Raw genomic sequence first — 24,396 nt, 5'->3', positions numbered from 1 at the left:
TTGCAGAGGACTTTTTTCTAACCTTTGCAAAAACTGAAAACTCTTGGTTCCTGAAGGAGTATTTGTAATTATACCAGCCTTTAACGAGGCCCTTTCTATTGACAAAGTTATTGCCGAAATTCCGAAAGGTGTTCAGGAAATAATTGTGATTAATAACAATTCAAGAGACGAAACCTCCGCTGTGGCGAAAAAGGCTGGTGCCACTGTGCTTGATGAACCCCGTCAGGGCTACGGCTATGCCTGCCTGAAGGGCATGGAGTATGCCGCCACAAAATCTCCGCAGACTATAGTTTTTCTAGACGCGGATTATTCCGATTACCCGGCAGAACTTTCACAGGTGATTGCCCCCATTTATGAGCAAAACAAGGATATGGTAATCGGAAGCCGTGTTTTGGGCCAAAAAGAAAGCGGATCTATGACTCCACAGCAGGTATTTGGTAATTGGCTGGCTACACGACTAATCAAACTTTTTTTTGGTGTTCATTATACCGACCTCGGTCCATTCAGGGCAATCCGCTGGGATGCTCTCCAAAAGCTCAAAATGGAGGATAAAACCTATGGCTGGACCGTAGAAATGCAGCTTAAAGCCGCAAGGCACAAATTAAAAATCACAGAAGTCCCTGTGAATTACAAAAAGCGAATTGGTCAATCAAAGGTGTCAGGAACAGTAAAAGGAACAGTGCTCGCCGGTTACAAAATTTTGCTTTGGATCTTTAAATACGCACTTTCATCAAAATGAGTGAGCCTTTACTTCTCATAGCGTATCTGATTCCTTTAAGTATAATTTTTGGCTATTGCCTCATGCAGGCCAGCCTCATCATCACCCATTTTAAATATAAGGCACCAACTCCATCTGAAAATCAGGAAGATTGGCCATTGGTCACTATTCAGCTACCTCTTTATAATGAGCAATATGTTGCTGAAAGGTTAGTCGATTCAATTCTCAGCATTGAATACCCGAAAGGCAAACTACAGATTCAACTATTAGATGACTCTACCGATAAAACCACAGAAATACTTCAAAAAAAGGCTCGGGAGTACGCTGACTTAGGTTTTGATATAGAATTAGTCAGAAGACCAGAGCGAACAGGCTTCAAAGCCGGAGCATTGAAATACGGCCTTCCGATGGCTAAAGGTGAATTTATAGCCATTTTTGATGCTGATTTCATTCCTCAAAAAGATTTCCTTTTTAAAAGTATACCACTTTTTCAGGATTCGCGAACCGGAGTGGTACAAACAAGATGGGAGCATATCAATGAGGACTATTCATTACTCACAAAGCTTCAGGCCTTTGGCCTTGACGCTCATTTTTTCATAGAACAACCGGGGCGGGCTGCCGGACAGCATTTTATCAACTTCAACGGTACCGCCGGTGTATGGCGAAAGGAAACCATAGAAGATGCCGGAGGCTGGTCGCCTGATACGTTAACAGAAGATCTTGACCTTAGCTACCGGGCCCAATTAAAAGGCTGGAAATTTCAATATTTAAGAGAGCTTCCTTCCCCTGCCGAGCTACCCGTAAGTTTACCGGCCATTAAATCGCAGCAATACCGCTGGATGAAAGGTGGTGCAGAGTGTTTTGTTAAAAATGCAAGAAAAGTCTTTAAGGCTAACCATTTGAGCCTCTCAACCAAACTGCATGGTTTTTATCACTTGCTAAACAGCTCCATTTTTTTGAGTGTGGTGGCTTTAGCTTTCGCCAGCATCCCATTGGTGTTAAACACCGATATCTTTTCGAAATATCATCGAATTGTAAACCTGACTACCCTTTTTCAGGTCAACTGGCTCATTCTGGGTTCATTTTATTGGTTGGCCTTTAGGAGGAAGAATCCTAACTTTTGGCTGTTCGCCAAGCGTTTCTTTATGTTTTTGGTATTTATGATGGGGCTATCGCTACATAATACCATCGCCGTAATTGAAGGTTATCTGGGACGAAAAACACCCTTCGTACGTACTCCTAAGTTTAATGTGGTCAACAAAAACGACTCTTGGCGTGGTAATGTCTATTCCATCAAAAAAATCGGGCTACTCACCTGGATTGAGGCTTTGATCAGCCTATTGTTCGCTGCAATGCTACTGATAGATTTTCAGAAAAACCTTTTCGGCATGATGCCTTTTCATTTTATGGTCTTTCTGGGCTACGGGCTTGTGGTATTCTACACCGTCAGGCACGCCTTACAGAGCTAAGGCATCCCTTGCTGAAAAGTAACTTCTTTTGCCAGGCTGGTGGCATTGAAATATACAGCCATTGAAATAGCTGAAGACTCGTTTTGAATAGCTTCACAATGTGGCCCCTCCTCAAGGTAATAGACAAATACCTTCTGGTTTTTACGGTCAAGTATTTGAAAATCGTAGCGGCCTAATGTTGCGAGGACCTCATTCTCCGAATGAGTCAGAATATTATCCGACACAGCTTTTAGTGCTTCAATTTGACCAGACCTCAGATTTTCACATCCTCCTCTATCTTTCTTAAATGACTCAAGGTCTACTCCATCACCAAGCTCAAAAGGTTCAGATACGCAGGCCGAAAAAAACAAGAGAAACAAAAGAGGAGTTAAAAACTTCATTCCTGAAATGAACCTACCAGACTGTTGACAATTGATAAAATAAAACTGAAAATTAATGGCTGTAGAAAACCATCAACTTTGAAACCTCCCACCAAAGCATCACAGATATAAACGATAGCCACGGTCACCACAAAATAAAATAACCCGAGGGTTAGAATTGTAATCGGTAAAGAAAGGATAGTAAGGATCGGCTTCACAAAGGTGTTAAGGAGACTCATCACAAAAGCCACAATTATGGCTGAGGTAAGACTACTCACTTGAATTTGAGAGAGCACATCAGGGATCATGTAAACGACCAGCCCAACAAGAGCTAGTCTGACAATGTAGTTTAACATTTACTTATGTCTTTTGATTAATGTATCAATAACTTCATCAAGAGCGATATCTTTTGCTTCAAGTAAGGTTAAGTAATGATACATCAAATCTGCAGCCTCACCAAGAAACAAGTCTTTATTATCGTCTTTTGCTTCAATTACGAGCTCCACCGCTTCTTCGCCTACTTTTTGGGCAACTTTATTGATACCCTTTTGAAAAAGACTGGCGGTGTACGATTTTTCAGAAGGATTTTCTTTACGCTCTTTTATGGTTTTTCTCAAATGCTCCAGAAAACCTACCTTCCCTTCATTGGTTTCTTGCCAGCAGGTATCATCTCCTGTATGACATGTAGGACCTACCGGGTCAGCTTGTATTAGGATAGTATCTTCATCACAATCGATAGCTGATGAGACATAGTTAAGAAAATTACCTGATTCCTCTCCTTTGGTCCATAGCCGGTTTTTACTTCTGCTAAAAAAAGTAACTTTTTTTTCAGCCAGTGTTTTTTGATAGGCCTCCTCGTTCATGTAGCCCAGCATCAAGACTTTTAACGTCCAATGATCCTGAATTACAGCAGGTAACAATCCGTCGGCGTTTTTAGAGAAGTTTGGTTTTCTATCCATAGCAGTTTTTTCTGGTTGACAAAAGTACGTCTACCCGAAAGAAAAGACGAAAAATTCTTACAAAATCTATTGACAAATAAAACCCTTGGATTATCTTTGCACCCACATTTACAGGCAGAAGTAGCTCAGTTGGTAGAGCGTAACCTTGCCAAGGTTAAGGTCGCGGGTTCGAGACCCGTCTTCTGCTCGAAATAAAAGCTCCCATCTTGTGGGGCTTTTTTTTTCACAAGGGTAACCAAAACCCGCCGGGGTGGTGGAATTGGTAGACACGCAGGACTTAAAATCCTGTGGGCCGAAACGCCCGTACGGGTTCGACCCCCGTCCCCGGTACCATAAAAGGAAGCTGTTTCAGCTTCCTTTTTTTATTTGTATCCTTTCATAGATGCAGCCTTTTTACAAAAGCTCTATGTCTATTACGGGATAGTATAGACTATCAAGAAGTTAAATAAGAAAAGACCGTTGATAGTAACATCTCCTATTTAATATAAAGCAATGTCATAAAAAAAAAAGAGCTGCTCAGAAATTTGATTCTGAACAGCCCGCTTTGAAATATCTCTTCCTTCAATGAAAGTTAAATCAGATACTTTTTAAGAGCACTTATAAAAGCATCTATTTCTTCTTTACAAACCCCAAGGCTAGGAAGCAATCGAATCGTATGAGCACCGGCTACACCGGTAAAAATCTTATCATCAAATAAGATTTTCTCTCTGATTTCCTTAACGGGTTGATCGAGCTCAATGCCGATCATCAAACCTCTACCTCTAAGTTCTTTTATACCGGATATTTTCTTCAATTGATCAAAAGCATACTCACCTACAACTCTGGCATTATCAAGCAAGCCCTCCTCTTCAATTACCTGCAGAACTGAAAGTGCAGCGGCACAGGCCAAATGATTACCACCGAAAGTAGTACCAAGCAAACCGTATTTAGCTTCAAATTTTGGAGAAATAAGTATACCACCAACCGGAAAACCATTTCCCATGCCTTTCGCCATTGAAATAATATCGGGCTTTACGCCTGAAAACTCCCAGGTGAAAAATTTACCTGAACGCCCATAACCACATTGAACGCTGTCGTGAATAAAAACAGCTCCATGTTGATCACAGGATTCGCGGATAGCCTTCATGAATTCGTCAGACCCCACGTGTATTCCACCTACTCCCTGAATTCCTTCAACTATTACAGCACAGGTTTCATCATCTACTGCCTCTCGTACCGCTTCTGCATCATTATAATCCAGAAAAATAACATGAGAGTCATCGTTGATCGCCGCTTTAATATTCGGGTTATCTGTAACAGCAACGGCGGCAGAAGAACGTCCATGGAATCCCTTTTTGAAAGCAATAATTTTCTTACGCCCGTTGTGAAAAGAAGCCAGCTTTAAAGCGTTTTCATTGGCCTCCGCACCAGAATTAGCCAGGAATAATTGATAGTCAGGTAAACCTGACAATTCGCCTAGTTTTTCTGCCAATTGTTGTTGCAAAGGGATGCGTACAGAATTTGAGTAAAAACCAAGATTGGCTACTTGATCAGAGATAGCCTTAACATACTCAGGATGTGAATGACCGATAGAAATAACGGCATGACCACCGTATAGATCAGTATACTTCGTTCCGTTTTCATCCCAAAGTGTAGAATTCAGAGCTTTAACTGGGTTAATGTCATATATAGGATATACATTGAAAGTATTCATTTCTTTTCGTTTTAAATTACTATTCTTAAAAACCGACAGACTTTAAACCAAGTCCTGTTTTTTCATCAATCCCAAAAATCAAATTCATGTTTTGAACTGCCTGTCCGGAGGCTCCTTTCGTGAGATTATCGATGATACTTGTAATCAGAAGTTGATCGCACTCCTTTTGCAATTGAAGAATGCATTTGTTGGTATTCACCACCATTTTGAGGTCAATAGTAGAATCACTAACATGCGTGTAAGGTTGGTCAGCGTAAAACGATTTGAAAAGAGTTTTGGCCTCATCCAAACTCCCTTCAAAAGATGTATAAACATTCGCCATAATTCCACGAGTAAAGTCACCGCGATAAGGAATAAAGTGAATGTTTTTATCAAAGCCATCTTGAAGAAAACGCATACTCTGACCAATCTCTTTTAAGTGTTGGTGTGTGAAGGCCTTGTAAACAGAAATATTATTATTTCTCCAGCTAAAATGCCCGGTCGGACTCAGAGATTGTCCGGCACCGGTAGAACCCGTTACTGCACTTACATGAACATCTTCTTTCAGCAAGCCTGCTTTAGCCAGCGGCAACAAAGCAAGTTGAATACTCGTAGCAAAGCATCCTGGATTGGCAATCTTGTCAGATGTTTTTATAGCCTCTCTCTTCAGCTCCGGCAATCCATAAGTAAAACCGTTTGACTCATCTCTGAAATCAGTACTGAGGTCAACAATCTTAACCTTGGCTGGCACCTGATTTTCCTCGAGAAACTTAACTGATTGACCATGACCCGAACATAGGAAAATAACATCTACTTTGTCAAAGGGGAGATCAGTTGTGAAATGTAAATCTGTGTCCCCAAAAAGGTCTTTGTGGGTCTCCCAAACGGCTTTCCCTGCCTGACTTTGAGAATTAACAAAAACGATTTCCGTCTGTGGATGGTGAATAAGAATACGCAATAGCTCCCCACCGGTGTAACCAGCACCACCTATAATACCTGCTTTAATGATTTGCATTGATTAAATTTTAATAGTCAAAAATAGATCTGAAGATAGAAATGGCCGTATCTAACGCATTAGACACGGAAAATTCGTCGCTCGATGGCGATGAAAAACGATAAAGTATGTAATTGACTAGTGCTCATAATGCGGGGCAAAAATCCGCAAAGGCAGTAAGAAACGCAAGGTTTTTAATTCGTTTTCTAAAGAAAGGCCTAATTTTACCAGACTATAACTCAAATCACTGAATGATCTTAACTGAAATAATCTGGGACGTAGATTCCATTATCACCGAAATATTTGGCTTTCAATTACGCTGGTATGGCCTGTGTTTCGCCGGAGGTTTTCTTCTAGGCTATATGGTTTTTACCCGAATTTTCAGAACAGAGGGTAAACCCGAAAAAGACCTTGACCCTTTGCTTCTGACCATGATTATTTCGACAGTTCTAGGTGCCAGAATTGGTCATTATGTATTCTATGAAGGGTCTCATTTTCTGGAAGATCCGGTGCATTTTATCACGGAAATGCTTATTCCACCTTATGCTGGACTTGCGAGTCACGGTGGTGGTTTCGGGATTGTTTTCGCTCTTTGGCTATATTCCAGAAAACGCCCCGATCAACCTTTTTTCTGGGTATTGGATAGAATGTCTGTAGCCGTTGCTCTCACCGGAGCTTTCATTCGTTTCGGCAATTTAATGAATTCAGAGATTGTTGGGAAAGCCTCGGATGTACCTTGGGCTTTTGTGTTCAAGCAAAACTTTGAATACTCCCAGGTACCTCGTCACCCTGCTCAGCTGTACGAGTCACTTAGCTGTCTATTACTTTTCATAATCATGTATTTCATCTGGAATAAATACAAACAAAGGCTACCGGATGGTTTACTTTCGGGGCTTTTCTTTACATGGATTTTCACCCTTCGATTCTTCTATGAGTTCCTTAAAGAGAATCAGGTAGAATTTGAAGACGGTATGGCTCTAAACATGGGCCAATGGCTGAGTATTCCGATGGTTCTATTCGGATTATTCCTTTTATCAAGAGCTTATAAAAGAGGGCTTAAACCTGCCTGATTAAGAAACTTTTTCAAAGGGATTATTCCCAAAACCAATCTTACCTGAAAGACTGGCTCCGTAAGGAACATGGCCTGTTTTAACACCCATTAAGCCGCAAGCCTCCGCTGCTACTCTGATAGAGTTGTTGGTGCTTCTCTCATCGGGGTAAATGTGAGCCATATTGGCTACAAAAAGATTCTTAAGTTCCGTTTTACTTTGAGGAACCTTCTCAGAGAAATATAAATCACAAACGGTAGCCGCGGTATTGGTTTTAAAAACATGAACATCTTTAATCCAATCCTCTGAAAACTCAGGATTGATTCTTTTCAAAGGCGGAATCATTCGTTCTTTGATTTGCTGAGCATCCATTCCGGCAAGATCTTCAGACATGGCAAAATAACGGGAGAGGTAAAGGATGTGAGAGCCGTTATATTCCTCCTTCGGAATCATATTGGTATGCTCAATAATTCCACCAAAAGGATAACCCTCATCTGCAACGTTCATCCAGTAAATATCGCTGAATTTCTTCTTTAACTCCAGAATAGTGCATACTGCACCAAAGTACTGAACTCCATTTCCGCCGAAAGATTGAGGGAGATTTTTGACCTTATCAAAGTAGACTGAAGGGATGGTTATGAGATACTTTCCTCCCGAATATTTATTTTTTGAAGTCTTAATTCCTTTGAGTTCATTGTCTTGAATAATCAATTCTTCTACTGGCTCATTTACCTTGATCTTGACTCCCATAGCTGTGAGTTCCTCAACCATTTTGTCAAGAAGAACTTTCCAACTTCCCTTAATATAGGCAAGTCGTTCATCTCCTCCAGATCTCGAATTCAGTCGTTGTGCAAGACGACCAATCATCCAGGATAATGGAACCTTATCAGCATATGGACCAAATTTGATATCAAGCATGGGTTTCCATAAAGCGTCCGTCATGCCTTTGCCGGAATACTTATAAAACCAGTCGAGAGTGGCAATGTGCTCTTTATCCTCCCACTTCACCATTTTGCCTAAATAGAGCGTGCTGAGGCCCCACAAAAACTTATCCCAAAGGTTAGCCGGCCTGAATTTCAGAAGATCAACGATACCATTGAAATTATAGATTTTTCCATTTCTGAAAACGCCCATAGTCGTCTTATGGTAAACCACTTTATCCATCAAATTCAGTTCTTTCAGCAGCCAATGAAACTCAGCATCCTGGGTAAAGAAATGATGATAATAATGCTCCAGCTGATTCCCTCCAATCTCAAAGGTGTTAAGTAACCCCCCAACTTTTGAAGACCCTTCCAACAAAGTCACTTCAAAACCGTCTTTCGCAGCAAGATACGCTGCCGAAAGCCCTGTCATTCCTCCACCAATAATGGTGATTTTTTCTTTGGTCATTTAACCTATATTAAGACGTTTTTTTCGCGTTCTATAAATTTCATGTAGGTATTTTGAAAGTCCCAAATACGAACTTCAGAAGAATTTAAAACACCTTTTAAGGCATTAGACTGCTCAATACCTTTTTGTACATTTTCACAAATTTCCCGGTCTTCCTCAAGGGTGGTTCGGGTAAATTCAATAGACGAGTACCTTAGGACTTCCGAAATATTTTCATCAATCAAACGCCCTTCGCCGAAATTAGTTTCATACAAATCATAGCTAAAAACCGATTCATTTTCAGATACAGGCTCTATGGATCCAATGTAGGCCGTAACACCAAAAAGAGAACCTATTGAAAGGTTAGGAAAAACAAGAAGATGATAAAAGCCATCAGGCTGAAAAGGGCGGTCTTTTAATAACTTATGAAAACGCTCCCTCTTCTTATCCTTTTCAGCATTTTCAGAGAGATGAAGTGTCATATCGGTATGATCACCATGGTTCCCAAAATCAACGGTTGATTTAAGGTTAAAACCCTGCTTATAAAACGTACTCGGATGAACTGAAGAGATATGATAGCCTTCTAAGGTGTTTTCAATTACGATTTTCCAATTAGCCTTATTTTGTATCTCATAATGTTCGGCTTTTCGACCTAGCATCGAACTAATTTCAAGAAGCTTTTCTGCACTGCTGCCGAGAAATTCAGTCAAAAGAGGGGCATCGTTTGAAACATTTACAAAAACAAACTTCCCACAGGTGTCCAACTTAAATTGGGTAAGTCTAAGTTCGTTGAGTGATTCCTTATCCAGTCCCTGAAACTCTTTTTTTAAAGGTATTCCGAAAGGAATGCCATCTTTATTGTAATTCCAATTATGATATGGACAGGCCAAAGGGCCGTTACCGCATTTTTTTGAATGTATTTTATTGAACCGATGGGTGCATACATTATGAAACGCCTTCAGCTCACCTTTGAAGTTCTGAATCACTACAGATTTTCCTCCTATTTCTCGGGTCAGAAAATCGTTATGCTCTTGTAGGTCAAGAGTAAGACCAACATAATACCATGAAGCCTGAAACACTCTTTCCTGCTCCATTTCAAAAGTTTCCTTACTATAGTAGGCCGAATTCGGAACAATCGCCTTTAGAAACTGCGAATTCTCAATCATAGTGGTAAATTATTCAGCAAGATACAAAATCAATCAATCTTCTTTCCAAAGCCCCAGTGCCTTCTTAAAACCGGCATAAAGCCGAATTAAGAATGGAGGGAGAAGGTGATCTCTGATTAGCTCTTTTTTATGCGGAATCTGGGGAAAAGTTAACTGCAAATACTTTAGTGCAGGCCCGAGTTTCTTAAAATAATGGTTTTCGTATTGAGAGGCACCAAGCAACATAAAGTAGTACCGTGCTATATTTCGTTCAAAAGATTTCTTAAAACTGAACCCGGTAGCCTTATTGAGCTCCTTATACATAAATATCCGGTTCCTCAGAAACTTCTCGTCTTTCTTATTATCTGTCAAACTAGCTCCGCCGGCATGTTTGCGATATACGGCCATAACCTCTGGCAAATATCCAATTTTGCCATTCTTTGCTGACAAAATCAGGATTGGAATATCACCACTCTTTGACTTCTCAAGCCAATCAGGAAATGGGAAAAAAGCAGAGCTCCTGATCATCAGACTGGCCGTAGCCATAAACCAGATCTCATCTTCGCCGATCAGATCTTCAACACCAAAAGTTTTTTGTTCTTTCCATGGGTTGAGAAGGTCATCATCCTGAAGCTCAGAACGAAGGAAATCGGAGTCTTTACTCCCAAAATCATCAAAATACTCTATTCTGGCATTATGAAAACAAATGCTGTAGTCAGGATGAGCATCCAGAAATTTCACCTGTTTTTGAAGCTTCGAAGGGTCGCTCCAATAGTCATCAGATTCGCAGGTGGCAAAATACTCTCCCCGCACCATTTCCAGTGCTTTCCGGGAGTTTGGCATTACGCCCAAATTCGTTGAATTTCGGTAATAACGGAGTCTTTGTGCCTGAGGATGGTTTTGCTTGATTTTCTCTACAATAGCATCAGTGTTATCCGGCGAATTATCATTAGCTAAAATCAGCTCAAAGTCAAAATCTGTTTGCTGATTAAGAACAGCCTCCACTGACTGTTGCAAAAACTTTTCATGCCGGTAGGTCAGCATGACCACACTCACTTTTATCATTGGTTAAAGAGTCATCGGTAAGGCCGGACTGCCGAAAACAGATTGACCCGGTTTAACATTTCTGATTACCAGAGATCCAGCTCCCACAAAACCACCTTTACCCACGGTTTTCTTCGGCACTACCTTAGCTCCTGTTTGAAGCATCACTTCATCCTCCAAAACCGTATAGCCTGTAATCGTAGAATAAGAACTCATATGAGACCATTTCCCCACACGGGCATCATGACCTAAACAAGAAAAGTGCTGTAATGAAACAAAATCAGAAAGGGTAACATCAACAGAAACAAACACGAAAGAGAAAATCAAAACACCTTTCAGGTGACTGATATTGGAACGAACGTTTGCTTTTAAATCTACGAGATTGATAAATTCTCCGCCCTTGGCCAGAATCATTTCAGCATATTCCTTTTTAGGCTGCACAGTACCTAAGGCACAAACGAAAACGTCGTTTTCCTCGGGCGTATAATGCTCCACGCTGTCAATGATTTCCGGATATCCTTTGTAGCCCTCTAATGCGTCTATTTTATCATCCAGAAACCCTTTGATTTGATACTCTCCATCGATGAAAGCCTGTGTGTTGGTCGCAAGATCAAAAACCTCACGGCCAAAGCCCCGGGCACCAATAATGACTAAATTTTTCATACCGTTTTATTGCCTCCAAAGGCCCATAAAGGTGGCCCTGGAATATTTTTTCTCTAACAGAAGGTAAGAACATTTCCTCCCCATGAATAACCAACACCAAAACCTGCAAGAAGAGCCTTTTGACCCGTTTTAAACTTCTCGTGATGTTCTTTCAGGACTATTGGAAGAGTCGATGAAACCGTGTTTCCACAATCCTGCATGTGCATCAGGAAGTTCTCCTGCTCTATCCCAATTTTCTTTCTTAGGTGATTGAGCATGAAAGAATTAGCCTGATGAAAAACAAACCAATCAACTGATTCCACACCTTCCAACTGATTTTTGCTTAAGGTATTTTCAACCAGCGATGGAACGGCAGCCAAAGTGAAATTAAAGACTCCTGCACCATTCATAAACAGGAAATCATCCATCTCAATATTGGTGTCAGTTGACTTTGTACCTGACTTCATGGCACCATTCTTAACAATCAAATCATCAAAACCACTACCATCAGTCCCTAATTCAAACTCCCCAATTGCAGCAAATCCGTCTGTACTGATCAAACTCGCAGAAGCTGCATCACCAAAGATGGTTCGGTTTCCTTTGTCTGATTGATGGATATGCTTTGAATAAACCTCAGAAGTAATCAATAAAACATTCTTAGCAATTCCTCCGGCAATTAAACCCTTTGCCAAGGCCAGACCATAAACGTAGCCCGAACACCCCTGATTATAGTCCAATGCCCCCGCTGAGGTGGGAATCCCAAGTCTATCCTGGACTATACAGGCCGTGGTTGGCAAAAAGTAGTCCGGGCTTTGCGTACAGAGCAAAATAAAGTCTATATCAGCCTTATCGATAGAATGCTCCTCAAAAAGTTTTTGAGAAGCCTTTATGGCCATATCAGACGTAAATTCATCCTGAGCTGAAATGTGTCTCTGATTAATACCTACCTTTTTCGCCACTTTCTCCACCGTCCATTCCGGAAATTCCTTAACCAAAGCTTCATTGGTCAAGATATGCTCAGGCAGATAGTACGAAATAGCTTTAATATAGGCTTGAGACATCATTTGATTATTTTAGTATTCCGATTTCAGAAATGGTCAGGTTTTCAGTTTCAAAATAAACTGAACCCCAGGATAAGCCGACACCAAAACCACAGCCAACGTTCTTTTGAGAACCTTTCTCTAATGCCTCTTTGCGTTCACTTATTAAGGTCAATGGAATGGTCGCACAACTCGTGTTCCCATATTTTGGCAAAGAATAAGGCACTTTCTCCGGGTCAATTTTGAGCTTTTTTCTAATCTTCTCATTCATGAAAAGATTGGCCTGATGAAAAGCGAAGTTATCAACCGTTTCCTGATCAATCTCAAAATGCTCTAGCAAAGCCTTTACACTTTGGGGAGCCTTACTAATTCCAAAAGAAAAGACGTCCATCCCTTCAAGCACCAATTGTGCTTTTGATCGCGAAATACCTTCGTCTATATCTTCTTCTCTCGCAGAATCCTCAGAAAACGGATTCCTTGATCCTCCATCAGGAATGATGATTGCATCTTTCCCCGAGCCATCTGTTCCGAAGTGAAACTTCATGGTTGGAGCCCCTTCTTTGTATTCCAGAGCAGTGGCTGTACCTGCGTCTCCAAAAAGTGGATACGTGCTTTTGTCATTGACTGAACAAGTTCTTGAAATGGTATCCCCTACAAGAAGAAGCCCTTTTTTGAAATGGCCCGATTGCATAAGTGCAGCAATATTACTCAGACCGAAAACATATCCACTACAGCCCATGGCGACATCAAGGGCATAGGCATTTTGTGAAAGGCCAAGTTTATCCTGCAAGATCGTTGCAGAGGCCGGTAAAATATAATCCGGCGTTTGTCTGACAAAGATGAGGCAGTCTACCTCTTCAGCATTCCATTTGAGATCAGAAAGGAGTCTTTTTGCCGCATCTTCACATAAGTCAGAAGCAGTCATACCTTCGTCAGCCAGATGACGATATTGGATACCCGTATTTTTGAGAATTTTCTCCGCATCATTCACTAAAGGATCAGTCAGGTTATCCTTTCTATTGGCTGGCATAGTAGCAGCCATTCCTTTGATGCTCACATTGGGTATTTCCAGAAAAGCCATGTATTATTTTTTTGATTCTACCACCGCCATAAGGTCAGCAATAGTTGTAGAGTTGCGAATGTCATCTCCGCTAACTTTGACATTATATTCCTCGTCTATCATGGCAATTACCATGAGAGCCACCATTGAATCCCATTCTTCCAATTGCCTGAACTCTGTCTCCGCCTTGAATTCTTCCGGCTCGGTCTCGTCAAATTGCTCGGCAAAAAACTGGATAAATTCTTCCTTATTCATTTCGTAGTCTAATTATCAATTTCGGAACACAAAACTACGTAAAAACGGTCGAAGATGTATGACGACTGTCAGCCTCTAAAGCTTTCTGAGAAAATATTTACTTTCCGGTACAGGTGTATCATTTGTTTGGTCACCTTTTCCCAACTGAATATCACCGTCTTTGAAAGGTATAACTCCTTCAGAATAGAATAAATACTGGGCCTCAGGTGGTATGGGTTTCACCGGAGATCTGAAAGGGTGAATTGGAATCAGTGTACGTTCAAAATCTTTACCCCAAAGTGGATAAACATAGTCTTCATGCTCCTGTTGGGTACCCAAAGCCACAATAGCATCTTCAGGCACTAACTCCTCAAACTTATAGTAGGCATCGCTAAACTCGGGCCTGCTTAATGTGAGCTGAGCTGTTCTGTCTATTTCAAAAATATTATTCTCACCTACCAGCGGATAGAGCCTGCGATGACTCAATGTCAAAACTGCTGTAATTCCGATGATAACACTACAAACCAGTAAATACGGTTTCCATTTGGTTTTCTTCTCAAACAGAAAAGCCAACAAAGGCAAGCACCAAACAGCCATATTCATGAAATAGCGGCCTTTGATGGGGTCATAAGGAGCCGTGAAACTTAAGGTAAAGAAATGAATAGCTGCCGCCGAGACGAATAAAACCGGCAATAAATCAACCTTTTTTCTAAAATAAGCAATGAGAATCAATACAAAAACCGGAAGAACTAAGGCAAAACTGATGATTCCCCAAAAAGGCCGTTCTTTATAAAACTGCATTTGCGGGTTACCCATCATCTCAAAAGGATATACCACCCAAAACTCTCCTCTCTCCAGTCCGAATTTGTTAAAAACCTTATTCGGAACAGCCCGAAAGCTATTGTTCAACTTTTCTCCCCATTCCGTGTTCCTGAGTCCATCCAAATGCAGGAAGTCAGACGAGTACCTTAAAACATTAAACTCAAAGTTTCGGAGTTTGTCGCGATTAGAATAGCCTTCAATACCGTGGTATTTCATCATAATCGGTGGAGCAGAAAGTGCTCCCAGACTCGGCTTCTCAGCCACTTTGAGGTTGCCGATATAGCCATTTGGGGCCACATAAACCGCCATGCTTAAGACCAAAAGGCCAAAAGCAAGAGGTAGCTTTTTGGTCAATCCCTTTGCTGAGAACAAGACATAAAGAGCGATCACAAAAACCGCAGGCCCTATCAACATAAACGTCACCTTGTGCGAAATCCAGACGCCCAGGATCAGAGCCAGAATAAGAATATTTTTAAAGTTGACCTGTTCTTTTAACTCCAGCAAAAAATAAACTACCATGCCGAGATAAGCCGACTGAACAATATCGGTCTCTGTTGTCACGGCCTGTATCAAGGCCGAGGGAAGTAGGGCCGCCATGAAAGCTGCAAATATGGCCCCTTTTGTGTTTTGGAAAAGCTTTCTGGCAATCCCATGAGTGGAAATCACAAAGACCCAGTATGACAGAAAATGAATCAACTTAAAGCCTTTCTCTCCCAAAAGATGATATCCGAAAATCTGAAGTGTTGGTAATGAATTCGGGTAGTAGTCAATTGACCAGGTGGTTCCGTTCACTCTGCCCATATGACCATTTTGAAGGTAATAAGCACATTTGACCAGGTGACCAGTCATACTATCCCATTCATTGGGATATGTCATTACCAAAACCAAGATGTTGATTATGGTAACGATGAGCATAAAAAGACTCAGAACCACGAAAATGCCTTTCTCCCATCTACCACAAGAACTCCAAAAAGAGCTCAGGCCAGTTCTAATTTCAGAAAAGACATCTTTTATTGAACGGTAGCCATCTTCGCTTTTTAATTTGATTGCAAAGTTTTGGAGTAAGACGAAAAGAAGCAAAACCAAACCCCAAACCACCGGCCTGTTGATGAGGTTAAAAGCACTAAGGAGATACCCTGTGGGGATTATACTAACAACAAAACCCAGAAAACAGTACATAAAATACTCTTCTGGGTTTTGAGAAATTTTGAGGCTGTTTTTATGAATCAGCCCAAAAAAGATAAGATATAATAGAATAGCTAAAACGGCCATCTAAACTGAAATCAGGAATTCACTTTTTGGCGTAGCTCTTCCAGAATAATCTCTTTCATTAAGAGTTTTCTTTTCTGAGTTTTAAGGTTGTTGAACATCATTCTGTCCATATCACCACTTTGACCAGCATCTCTTTCAGTGCTTTCCTCCAGCTCCTGTAAGTCATTTCTGGCTCTTCTCACGATATTCTCCATTTCACGGTATTTCACCATGTCTTTTTGATTATCGTCCAGGAAATTGAATGTCGGGTGCTTTCTACCTACCACCTTCATCAGGTAACTCAATTCAAAAATCTTATCGCAAGCCGCCCTGAAACGCTCCGCCACATTTCTATCTGCCACATGAGAAGGAACCCGGATATTTTTCCATTGATTCAGGAGAACCTTTGCTTTGGTAGTAGCATCAAAAATAGCCTCATTTTCTGCCTGAGAAAGAAGCTCCGCCTCAGCCATCATCCTTTTTTGAGACTCCACACGAGGATCTACACGGCGTTGTACCGTAATACCTTTAGAACGGGCATATTTCTCGTAGAAAGATGAATTAGATCTTTTGAAGTTCTTGTAAAGAAACTTGAGCATTTTTGGAGGAACAGGTCCCACGTCTTTCCATTCCCTTTGATAAGACTTCATATCTTCAAAGGCTTCTTCAAGATCATCTCTTCGATGTAAAGCCTGAGATTTCTCTATAAGCTCTTCGAACTTAGCCTTATTGACATCAATAATGCGGTTCTGCTCGTCAAAATGCGTTTTACGACGCTGGTAAAAGGTATCCAGAATGTCCCTGAATTCTTCCTCCATTTCATCATTTCGCTTTTTGTCAACCGGACCGGTTCTGATCCATTTAGCTCTTATATCCTGAAGTGTGTCCGAAGAATCTCCCCAGTCCTCACTGTCTTTGTGTTTTCGGGCTTCTTCAAGGAGCTCGTTCTTTACTCGAAGATTATTCTTTTGATTAACTTCAATCAGGCCGTTAAGGTAAGCCTCTTTGATGTCCAATTTTTTCAGTAACGGGGTAAAGTCACCGATTCCGTCAAAATTCAACAGTCTTTTCCTGAGCTGAATAAGTTTGGTTAGATAGGAGCCCTTGTTTTGGGCATTGTCAATGTCTTCCTCTAATTGTTCAACTTTTTTAACCGCAATATCATAGCGATCAACAAAGTATTGGAAAGCCTCTTCTTCTGTCCTTTTTACCTCTCCTATTTGTCTGTCGGGCATTTCTGCATACCCTTTTAAAAATACCTTACTGTCTTTGATGTAAGCGTATTCATTTTCTAGTGTAACACCTTCCATTGGTTTATTTTATTTATTAAACTGGCTACGGTTGTTTGGTAAGCGTAAAACTCGCAGTTTTTTTGAAGAATCCAAAGTAATTAAGATTAAGATGGACCGTCAAAAGAATCCTTTTGCTATTTTACAACCCTAATCGAATAGAATATGTTTCATTGCTATTACAAAGGGGAGATTTTACCCGTATCGGAATGCAGAATTCCTGCCAACGACCTGGGTCTTTTCAGGGGATACGGAGTTTTTGATTATTTCAGAACCTATCAGAAAAAACCTTTTCAATGGGACTGGTACTGGAAGCGTTTTGAGAACTCCTCAGAGAAACTAAATCTCAAAATTCCGATTGAAAAAAATGATGCCCGCGAGGTGGTTGACCGATTGATTGGGCTATCTCCAGAGGATGAATGTGCGATACGATTTATTCTTACCGGAGGTACTACCATAAACGGAACTGATGCAGAAGATCCAACTCTAATTGTCTTCTCTGAAAAAATCGCAGAGGTCAGCGAAAGCACGTATCAAAAAGGAATTAAAATAGAGTCACGGGAGTATCTCAGGGATATGGCTGAGGCCAAAAGTACTGACTACAAATTTTTACTTACCATAAGGCCTGAACTGGCTAAAAATGGGTCTTACGATGTGCTTTATCATCAAAATGGAGAAATTTCTGAATTAAGCCGAAGCAATATTTTCCTCGTCAAAGACAATGTCTTGATTACCCCTTCAAGAAATATTCTCAAAGGCATTACCCGCCGAAAGGTTTTGGAGTTCGCCAAAGAAAAATATAAAATTGAAGAACGTCCTGTTCTTTTTGAGGAGCTTAAAAATGCAGAAGAGGTCTTTACGACCTCTTCCACTAAAAAAGTTTTAAGCATCACTCAAATTGATAACCTGATTATCGGAAACGGAAAACCCGGTCCTATTTCTCAATCCTTATTGAGTGATTTCAATGCCTTTACTCTTTCTTATTGAAGAATCTGGCCACACCAATGGCATCGAGGTATCTGTTCAGTTCTTCTTTAACTTTCGGGAAAAGGAAGAACAGACCTATCATGTTAGGGTAAACCAGAGCCAGAATCATGGCATCTGAGAAACCCCAAACGGCACTCATATTGGCCGCCGCTCCAATAACAATAAAGACGAGGAAAATGATTTTGTATGAAAGGTCTGCAGCCTTGCTTTTACCAAAAAGGTACATCCAGGCCTGAAGACCGTAATAAGACCAGGAAATCATGGTTGAGACGGCGAATAAAACAATAGCCACCGTTAGAATGTAAGGGAACCACGGAATAGCCGCTTCAAAAGCCATGGAGGTCAAAACTGCACCTTCCACTTCTTCACCACCAATCATAACGCTGGCACCACCGTACTCAAAAATACCTGAACTGTTGTACATGATGATCACCAAAGCCGTCATGGTACAAATCACAACCGTATCAATAAATGGCTCCAGTAAGGCAACGAGGCCTTCTGAAGCAGGATACTTCGTTTTTACAGCAGAGTGAGCAATGGACGCGGAACCGGCACCTGCTTCATTGGAGAAAGCAGCTCTCTGAAAGCCGACGATCATTACCCCGAAAATACCACCAAGGCCCGCTTCAGGAGTGAAAGCATTTTTGAAAATCAAGGCGAAAGCGTCATCAATGAAACTAAAATTCGCAAAAATGATAAATAGACAGGCTGCCACATAAATGGCCGCCATGAAAGGAACAACCTTCTCAGTGACCTGAGCTATCCGCTTGATACCACCTATGATTACCACACCTACAACAATAGCCAAAACAATACCTATCACAGTTCCGGAGCTTCCGCCTTCCCAACCAATCAGCGAGGCTAATTGAGAAGCGGCCTGATTCGATTGAGCCGCATTACCACCACCGAAAGAAGCACCTACACACAGGACCGCGAATATGGCAGCCAAAGCCTTACCAAGACCCGTTTTGCCAATATCCTTAAAACCTTTAGTCAGATAATACATTGGCCCACCGTAGACTGTACCATCGGCCGCTATGTCCCGGTATTTCACTCCAAGGGTGCATTCCACAAATTTCGTTGACATACCTAAAATACCTACTGCGATCATCCAGAAGGTAGCTCCGGGCCCTCCTAGTGCTATGGCTAAAGCCACACCAGCAATATTTCCTAAACCTACCGTACCTGAAACCGCAGTAGCCAGGGCCTGAAAATGGCTAACTTCGCCAGCCTGGCCCTCAATTCGGATAGTATCTACAATATCACCATCGACAATATTGAGGTTGGGTGTAGTAATCGGATCACCACCTTGCTCTATTTCATCATATTTTCCACGAACAATATTGATGGACAGCGGAAAACGGCGAATATTAACAAAGGAGAAATAAACGGTAAAAACCAATGCCCCGCCGACAAGAAGGATGAGAATAAAAGGAATATCAAAAACACGAAAGAGTACGATACTTCCCCAAGCATCTGCAACAGGAGTAAAAGCGTCGTTAATAATTTCGTCAATCCCTTTTTCCGGGGCCAGATAAGCTAATTTATCTAAATTCATATAAAAGGTTTGGGTTGATGAATTGAAAAATCAATTCGCAAGATAAAAGAAATATGATCTAACCCGAATTATGCATTGGAAAATCTATTACGAGCCGAAATTACTTTGAATCAGTTCGTAAACCCATCTAAATTCAATAAACATAACGATGCTATGATTATTTAATTTAGATGTCTGATTCTTTGTAATTTAAGCTCTCACTACGATCCCCCAATACATAATTCGGGTTTATTGCACCATTATTCTATTTCATGGTTGATTTTACTGTGTTTTCTACCATATCCGAAATAAATAATCAAACCCAGACCTAACCATGCAGCCAAACGATACCAGGCCTCAACTGGCAATGAAGACATCAAATACACGCAAACGGCAATTCCCATGATAGGAACAAACGGAACCAACGGTGTTTTAAAAGACCTTTTCATTTCAGGCTGTTTCACCCGCATCAGCCACACCCCGGCACACACCAAACTAAATGCAAACAGCGTACCTATGCTTACCATATGCCCCAAATCACTCACCGGAACAAAACCCGCAAAAAGACTCACGAAAACCATAAAGAAGAGATTTGTTTTCCAGGGTGATTTGAATTTTTGATGTACATCGCCAAAGAATTTCGGCAAGAGACCATCCTGAGACATGCTGTAGAAAACCCGGCTTTGCCCGAGCAACATCACTAACATAACCGAGGTATAACCTGCCAGAATGGCTAAAATCAAACCTTGCTGAAGAAAATCATAACCCGTTTTAGCAAAAGCCGTTGCTGCCGGCTTAGCATCATTCGCAAACTCTGAATAGTGAACCAGACCGGTCATCACATGAGAAAACAAAACATAGAGTATGGTACAAACGACTAGTGAGCCCAGAATACCAATTGGCATTCCTTTTTGAGGGTTTTTGGCTTCCTGTGCTGCTGTAGAAACGGCATCAAAACCGATAAAAGCAAAGAATACAACCGCCGCCCCGGTGGCTATGCCTGTCCAGCCAAATTCACTTCTTACCCCTGTATTCTCAGGAATATACGGTACATAGTTCTGAGGATCAATATGACTCCAACCGAGAATGATAAAGACCAAAACCACAGCGATTTTTAATACCACCAGAACATTGTTCATTCTAGCCGAGCCTTGTGTTCCACGAATAAGAAGCAAAGAAAGCAGAAAGACGATAATGACCGCCGGTAAATTGATAAAGCCACCGTCAATGACGGTTCCGTCCGCTAGGGAAAGGGTTTCGTAAGGAGAGGTAACAAAATGAGCAGGTAGGTGAATACCCCATGAACTGAGCAATTCCAATAAATATCTAGACCAGCTCACCGCTACCGTGGCAGCACCGAGGGCATACTCCAAAACGAGGTCCCAACCAATAATCCAGGCGATAAATTCACCCATGGTGGCATAAGAGTAGGTATAGGCACTACCCGCCACAGGGATCATAGAGGCAAATTCAGCATAGCAAAGACCTGCAAAAGCACAACCCACTGCTGCCAGAATAAAAGAAATAGTGACCGCAGGTCCCGCATGGTTGGCGGCAGCAATTCCAGTCAAAGAAAAAAGCCCTGCACCAATTATAGCCCCGATTCCTAAAGCCACCAAACTGGTGGCACTCAGCGACCGCTTCAGCTGATTGGCTTCTCCCGAAACACCTTCAATGAGTTTATCAATCGACTTCCTTGCCCAAATATTTGATGCCATTCTGATTTGATTAGTTTCTATGCAATATAAAGAAAAGGGACGCTGCAAAAACAGCGTCCCTTCTATAAATCTTTCGGAGGCGTCGTACCGCCTAAAACTTGGGGCACGACAACGCCTTTTTTCTTCTTCTGACGTGGGGGTTTCGTTCTGACTCGAAGGCTTCAAACTGATAGGCTACAGAAATTTCATGGGCTCCGCCGGAGCTTGTGCCCAAGCTACTAATGGTGAGATCATAACTATATCCAAAGGAGAACTGGTCAAACCTAAAACCTGCCAGAGCCACAAGTGCATCATGATTTACTGAGTTTGTTCCGTTCTTCTTGAGAGGAATTCCACGATACCAAAGACCAACTGTTAATGGACTGTAGGTCACATATGCACCCAGATCTAATTGAGAGAATTTCCCTTGCTGTTTGTACAGGAAGGTCGGGATCAACACAAATTCCTTATCACTATTGGCCCCCAGTCCAGACGGGTCTCTCAAAGGAATATTGAGTCCCCCATTCACCATGTATTTACGTTGCAAAACTTCAGCTGAGTTTGTCAAACCTAAATCTGGCTCCGTTAAATGATGAACAGAAACACCCAGATAAGCTTTCGGATTATAATACAATAAACCGGTGCTGAAATCCATAAAATTGGCATTTGATTGTATACCTGCCAAAGGATCACTAGTAGGACTTCCATTAAACCCGTTATTATCAAACTGATCAGGAAAAGTCAAACCATTCGTATTAAAACCACGGTTTGATCGCGTAGCCTGAACGCCCAATCGTAAAAAATGATCGTCCACCAGATTCAACTGATACGAATAAAAACCTGAAATCTCTGTGTTTTTTAAACGAGCCGCTCCCTGCTGATCGGTCAAAACCATCAGGCCAATACCACTTCCAAAGCGATCGATATAATGATCAACCGCCAATACAGAAGTGGTAAAGTTAGCTGAAAGCGAAGGCCACTGATTTCTAAAGTTGAAAATCATTCGTGGAGCATACCCACTACCGGTAAAGGCCGGATTATGATACATAGGAGCCGCGTAGAATTGAGAAAACTGCGGATCTTGTCCAAACGCATTCAGGCCGGTTAATAAAACCAATATTAATAGCAGCTGTTTCTTCATCTGTATAAGTTCTTTTTGCTGATTGCTTTCGCAAATTCAGTTCATATTGGAAATGATTACAATATTCATTCCAAAAACTACTTTACATTGGAATCAACCAAATGACTGCGAAACAAGGCTTCAGGTCATTCAAAAACGAAGAGAACGGCTGTAAATTATCTCAAATCCGTCTGCCGGCCTTATTTACTCCTGATTGATTTTTGAAAAGCTCCAAATCTGCCTGAACCATTTCTTTCACCAGGGCAGGTAAATCATATTTTGGTTCCCAGCCCAGTTTGGTTTTTGATTTTGTAGGGTCACCAATCAAAAGCTCTACTTCTGTAGGTCTGTAGTATTTCGGATCAACCGCCACGACTTTCTGCCCGATCTCCAAAACATATTCAGGATTTGAACACGACTTCACAAATGCTTCTTCGTTTTCTTCCGTTCCTTTAAACTCCAGCTCCACACCGATTTCAGCAAAAGCCATCTTCACAAAATCACGTACTGTTGTAGTTTCGCCAGTGGCAATCACGAAGTCCTCCGGTTCATCCTGCTGAAGAATCAGCCACATGGCTTCAATATAATCTTTGGCATGACCCCAGTCTCTTTTGGCATCCAGGTTACCCAGGAAAAGGCAATCTTCTTCTTTCAACGCAATCTGAGCCACCGCTCTGGTGATTTTACGAGTCACAAAAGTCTCTCCACGAAGTGGCGACTCATGATTGAAAAGAATACCATTACAGGCAAACATATCATAAGCCTCCCGATAATTAACTGTAATCCAGTAGCCGTATAATTTGGCTACGGCATAAGGTGATCTTGGATAAAAAGGCGTTTTCTCTGACTGAGGTACTTCCTGAACCAATCCATAAAGTTCTGAGGTAGAAGCCTGATAAATGCGGGTCTTTTTGGTCAAACCTAAAAGACGAACAGCCTCCAGAATTCTTAAAGTACCGATACCGTCCACATTTGCTGTATATTCAGGAGAGTCAAAACTCACTTTTACATGCGACATGGCTCCGAGGTTATAAATCTCATCCGGTTGAATTTCCTGAATAATTCGAATAATATTGGTTGAGTCGCTCAAATCCCCATAATGAAGAATGAAACGAACATTGGCCTCATGAAGGTCTTTATAGATGTGATCAATACGATCGGTGTTGAAAAGAGAAGCTCTTCTTTTGATACCATGTACTTCGTAACCCTTTTCCAGAAGAAACTCTGCCAGATAAGCACCATCCTGACCGGTAACTCCTGTAATTAATGCCTTTTTCATTAACGCTTTATAACTGTGAAATTTTAGTTGATATTCAATCCATTTTGGAGGTTTACAGTTTCCATCATGATTTTTGAGGAACTAAACCGCGACCGTAGTGAAGAATAGTATTGCTCAGCATCCATCCGCCTCAGGAAATCCCCGACTTTAATCCGATACGTTGGCTGGCTGTAGGATTCGTAAATCTCAAGCTCCGGGAAGTGCTGTAATAAATACCCTTTGGCTGATTCAAACTCACCCCGACTGTTCCCGGAAAATACTTGTATTCTGAAACCCGGAGCATCGGTTTGCGTGGCATTATAAGCAGCGATCTCACCGATCGCTTTATCAATTCGCTCATTCTCATTAGTCAAGCCCTCGGATAAGTAGGCCGCCTCTTCTAGTTCATTTTCTTCTAAATCAGCTCCCTCTTCTTCAGTAGCTGGCAACTCAATTTCAGGGACAGGCCGTACTGCAGACAAATCCTCGGCATAGGAACTCAAAGCTCCGCCATTCCCGGAACCCGAACTGATATTCCGGGCACAAGAACCCAGGCTCAAAAGAAGGACGACAAATAGGACTTGCTTCATAACGATTTAAAAAGAAAAGCAAAGTTAAGGTAAAGTTTGGAGAAAGGAGAAGGGAACATGTAGAAAGGGGAGCTTTGACGGATGACAGATGA

The 24,396-nt window shown here is 41.4% G+C and carries 23 protein-coding genes and 2 tRNA genes; 6 read left to right on the top strand and 19 right to left on the bottom strand.

Translation table 11 applies throughout. The annotated features are described in order from the left end of the window. The first annotated feature begins 43 nt into the window (after nucleotides 1–43). Both AFM12_RS08200 and AFM12_RS08195 read left to right on the top strand, forming a co-directional pair. Nucleotides 44–739 (top strand): glycosyltransferase family 2 protein, encoded by a 696-nt coding sequence (locus AFM12_RS08200; RefSeq protein ID WP_055146467.1) that lies wholly within the window; start codon nucleotides 44–46, stop codon nucleotides 737–739. Next, nucleotides 736–2,187 (top strand): cellulose synthase family protein, encoded by a 1,452-nt coding sequence (locus tag AFM12_RS08195; protein ID WP_055146464.1) that lies wholly within the window; start codon nucleotides 736–738, stop codon nucleotides 2,185–2,187. The genes AFM12_RS08200 and AFM12_RS08195 overlap by 4 nt, the downstream gene beginning before the upstream one ends. On the opposite strand, the gene AFM12_RS08190 is transcribed toward AFM12_RS08195, so the two are convergent. From AFM12_RS08190 to hisIE, 3 genes are read right to left on the bottom strand one after another with little or no spacing between them, the layout of a single operon-like run. Beyond that, on the bottom strand, nucleotides 2,184–2,567 hold the full coding sequence (locus tag AFM12_RS08190; RefSeq protein ID WP_055146461.1) for a hypothetical protein: 384 nt from the start codon (nucleotides 2,565–2,567) through the stop codon (nucleotides 2,184–2,186). The two genes, AFM12_RS08195 and AFM12_RS08190, sit on opposite strands and share 4 nt — an antisense overlap. Continuing rightward, nucleotides 2,564–2,902 carry a phage holin family protein gene (locus tag AFM12_RS08185; RefSeq protein ID WP_055146458.1) on the bottom strand — a complete coding sequence of 113 codons (339 nt, stop codon included), beginning with the start codon at nucleotides 2,900–2,902 and terminating at the stop codon, nucleotides 2,564–2,566. The genes AFM12_RS08190 and AFM12_RS08185 overlap by 4 nt, the downstream gene beginning before the upstream one ends. After that, nucleotides 2,903–3,505: a bifunctional phosphoribosyl-AMP cyclohydrolase/phosphoribosyl-ATP diphosphatase HisIE gene (gene hisIE, locus AFM12_RS08180; RefSeq protein ID WP_055146455.1), complete on the bottom strand. Its 603-nt coding sequence runs from the start codon at nucleotides 3,503–3,505 to the stop codon at nucleotides 2,903–2,905. A gap of 114 nt (nucleotides 3,506–3,619) precedes the next feature. Here hisIE and AFM12_RS08175 point away from each other — a divergent pair. Both AFM12_RS08175 and AFM12_RS08170 read left to right on the top strand, forming a co-directional pair. Next, a tRNA-Gly gene (locus AFM12_RS08175) sits at nucleotides 3,620–3,692 on the top strand. Between the two features lie 57 nt (nucleotides 3,693–3,749). Next, nucleotides 3,750–3,838 (top strand) — tRNA-Leu (locus AFM12_RS08170). 238 nt (nucleotides 3,839–4,076) lie between these two features. Here AFM12_RS08170 and AFM12_RS08165 read toward each other — a convergent pair. Then, a complete protein-coding gene (locus AFM12_RS08165; protein ID WP_055146452.1) occupies nucleotides 4,077–5,198 on the bottom strand; it encodes an aspartate aminotransferase family protein in 1,122 nt (373 codons plus the stop codon). Between the two features lie 25 nt (nucleotides 5,199–5,223). Then, entirely contained in the window at nucleotides 5,224–6,192 is a 969-nt protein-coding gene (argC, locus tag AFM12_RS08160) for an N-acetyl-gamma-glutamyl-phosphate reductase (RefSeq protein ID WP_055146449.1), read from the bottom strand. A 230-nt stretch (nucleotides 6,193–6,422) separates the two neighbouring features. On the opposite strand from argC, the gene lgt reads away from it, so the two are divergent. Next, nucleotides 6,423–7,241: a prolipoprotein diacylglyceryl transferase gene (gene lgt, locus AFM12_RS08155; RefSeq protein WP_310586859.1), complete on the top strand. Its 819-nt coding sequence runs from the start codon at nucleotides 6,423–6,425 to the stop codon at nucleotides 7,239–7,241. On the opposite strand, the gene AFM12_RS08150 is transcribed toward lgt, so the two are convergent. The 9 genes from AFM12_RS08150 to AFM12_RS08110 all read right to left on the bottom strand — a co-directional run bounded on the left by AFM12_RS08150 (nucleotide 7,242) and on the right by AFM12_RS08110 (nucleotide 17,136). Beyond that, the gene (locus AFM12_RS08150; protein WP_055146447.1) at nucleotides 7,242–8,609 is read right to left on the bottom strand and encodes an NAD(P)/FAD-dependent oxidoreductase; all 1,368 of its coding nucleotides are present in this window, start codon (nucleotides 8,607–8,609) and stop codon (nucleotides 7,242–7,244) included. Nucleotides 8,610–8,614: 5 nt separating this feature from the next. Next, the gene (locus AFM12_RS08145; RefSeq protein ID WP_055146445.1) at nucleotides 8,615–9,754 is read right to left on the bottom strand and encodes an aromatic ring-hydroxylating oxygenase subunit alpha; all 1,140 of its coding nucleotides are present in this window, start codon (nucleotides 9,752–9,754) and stop codon (nucleotides 8,615–8,617) included. 33 nt (nucleotides 9,755–9,787) lie between these two features. Next, complete coding sequence (locus tag AFM12_RS08140) at nucleotides 9,788–10,798, bottom strand: glycosyltransferase family 2 protein (RefSeq protein ID WP_055146442.1); 1,011 nt, start codon at nucleotides 10,796–10,798, stop codon at nucleotides 9,788–9,790. Between the two features lie 3 nt (nucleotides 10,799–10,801). Then, nucleotides 10,802–11,440, bottom strand: coding sequence for a PglD-related sugar-binding protein (locus tag AFM12_RS08135; RefSeq protein WP_055146439.1), 639 nt, complete (start codon nucleotides 11,438–11,440; stop codon nucleotides 10,802–10,804). A 53-nt stretch (nucleotides 11,441–11,493) separates the two neighbouring features. Beyond that, complete coding sequence (locus AFM12_RS08130) at nucleotides 11,494–12,483, bottom strand: ketoacyl-ACP synthase III (RefSeq protein WP_216598501.1); 990 nt, start codon at nucleotides 12,481–12,483, stop codon at nucleotides 11,494–11,496. 4 nt (nucleotides 12,484–12,487) lie between these two features. Next, entirely contained in the window at nucleotides 12,488–13,540 is a 1,053-nt protein-coding gene (locus AFM12_RS08125) for a ketoacyl-ACP synthase III (protein WP_055146433.1), read from the bottom strand. A gap of 3 nt (nucleotides 13,541–13,543) precedes the next feature. Beyond that, nucleotides 13,544–13,774 (bottom strand): acyl carrier protein, encoded by a 231-nt coding sequence (locus tag AFM12_RS08120; protein WP_055146430.1) that lies wholly within the window; start codon nucleotides 13,772–13,774, stop codon nucleotides 13,544–13,546. Between the two features lie 75 nt (nucleotides 13,775–13,849). After that, on the bottom strand, nucleotides 13,850–15,754 hold the full coding sequence (locus AFM12_RS08115) for an ArnT family glycosyltransferase (protein ID WP_157687332.1): 1,905 nt from the start codon (nucleotides 15,752–15,754) through the stop codon (nucleotides 13,850–13,852). 104 nt (nucleotides 15,755–15,858) lie between these two features. Beyond that, a complete protein-coding gene (locus AFM12_RS08110) occupies nucleotides 15,859–17,136 on the bottom strand; it encodes a DUF349 domain-containing protein (protein WP_055146425.1) in 1,278 nt (425 codons plus the stop codon). A gap of 144 nt (nucleotides 17,137–17,280) precedes the next feature. Here AFM12_RS08110 and AFM12_RS08105 point away from each other — a divergent pair, with 144 nt between their 5' ends. Next, nucleotides 17,281–18,102, top strand: a complete 822-nt coding sequence (locus tag AFM12_RS08105) for an aminotransferase class IV (protein WP_055146422.1) — start codon at nucleotides 17,281–17,283, stop codon at nucleotides 18,100–18,102. Here AFM12_RS08105 and AFM12_RS08100 read toward each other — a convergent pair. From AFM12_RS08100 to AFM12_RS08080, 5 genes are all read right to left on the bottom strand, one after another. After that, entirely contained in the window at nucleotides 18,086–19,660 is a 1,575-nt protein-coding gene (locus AFM12_RS08100) for an alanine/glycine:cation symporter family protein (RefSeq protein ID WP_055146419.1), read from the bottom strand. The two genes, AFM12_RS08105 and AFM12_RS08100, sit on opposite strands and share 17 nt — an antisense overlap. A gap of 239 nt (nucleotides 19,661–19,899) precedes the next feature. Further along, nucleotides 19,900–21,357, bottom strand: coding sequence for an amino acid permease (locus AFM12_RS08095; RefSeq protein ID WP_055146416.1), 1,458 nt, complete (start codon nucleotides 21,355–21,357; stop codon nucleotides 19,900–19,902). 91 nt (nucleotides 21,358–21,448) lie between these two features. After that, the gene (locus tag AFM12_RS08090; protein WP_055146414.1) at nucleotides 21,449–22,477 is read right to left on the bottom strand and encodes a PorP/SprF family type IX secretion system membrane protein; all 1,029 of its coding nucleotides are present in this window, start codon (nucleotides 22,475–22,477) and stop codon (nucleotides 21,449–21,451) included. Nucleotides 22,478–22,637: 160 nt separating this feature from the next. Beyond that, complete coding sequence (gmd, locus tag AFM12_RS08085; RefSeq protein WP_055146411.1) at nucleotides 22,638–23,735, bottom strand: GDP-mannose 4,6-dehydratase; 1,098 nt, start codon at nucleotides 23,733–23,735, stop codon at nucleotides 22,638–22,640. 23 nt (nucleotides 23,736–23,758) lie between these two features. Then, complete coding sequence (locus AFM12_RS08080) at nucleotides 23,759–24,304, bottom strand: SPOR domain-containing protein (protein ID WP_055146408.1); 546 nt, start codon at nucleotides 24,302–24,304, stop codon at nucleotides 23,759–23,761. Nucleotides 24,305–24,396: the final 92 nt, after the last annotated feature.

The organism is Jiulongibacter sediminis (genome assembly GCF_001306455.1).
GTDB lineage: Bacteria > Bacteroidota > Bacteroidia > Cytophagales > Spirosomataceae > Jiulongibacter > Jiulongibacter sediminis.
Note: the sequence above shows the minus strand (reverse complement) of the source record. Positions and strands in the feature narration are given on the sequence as shown.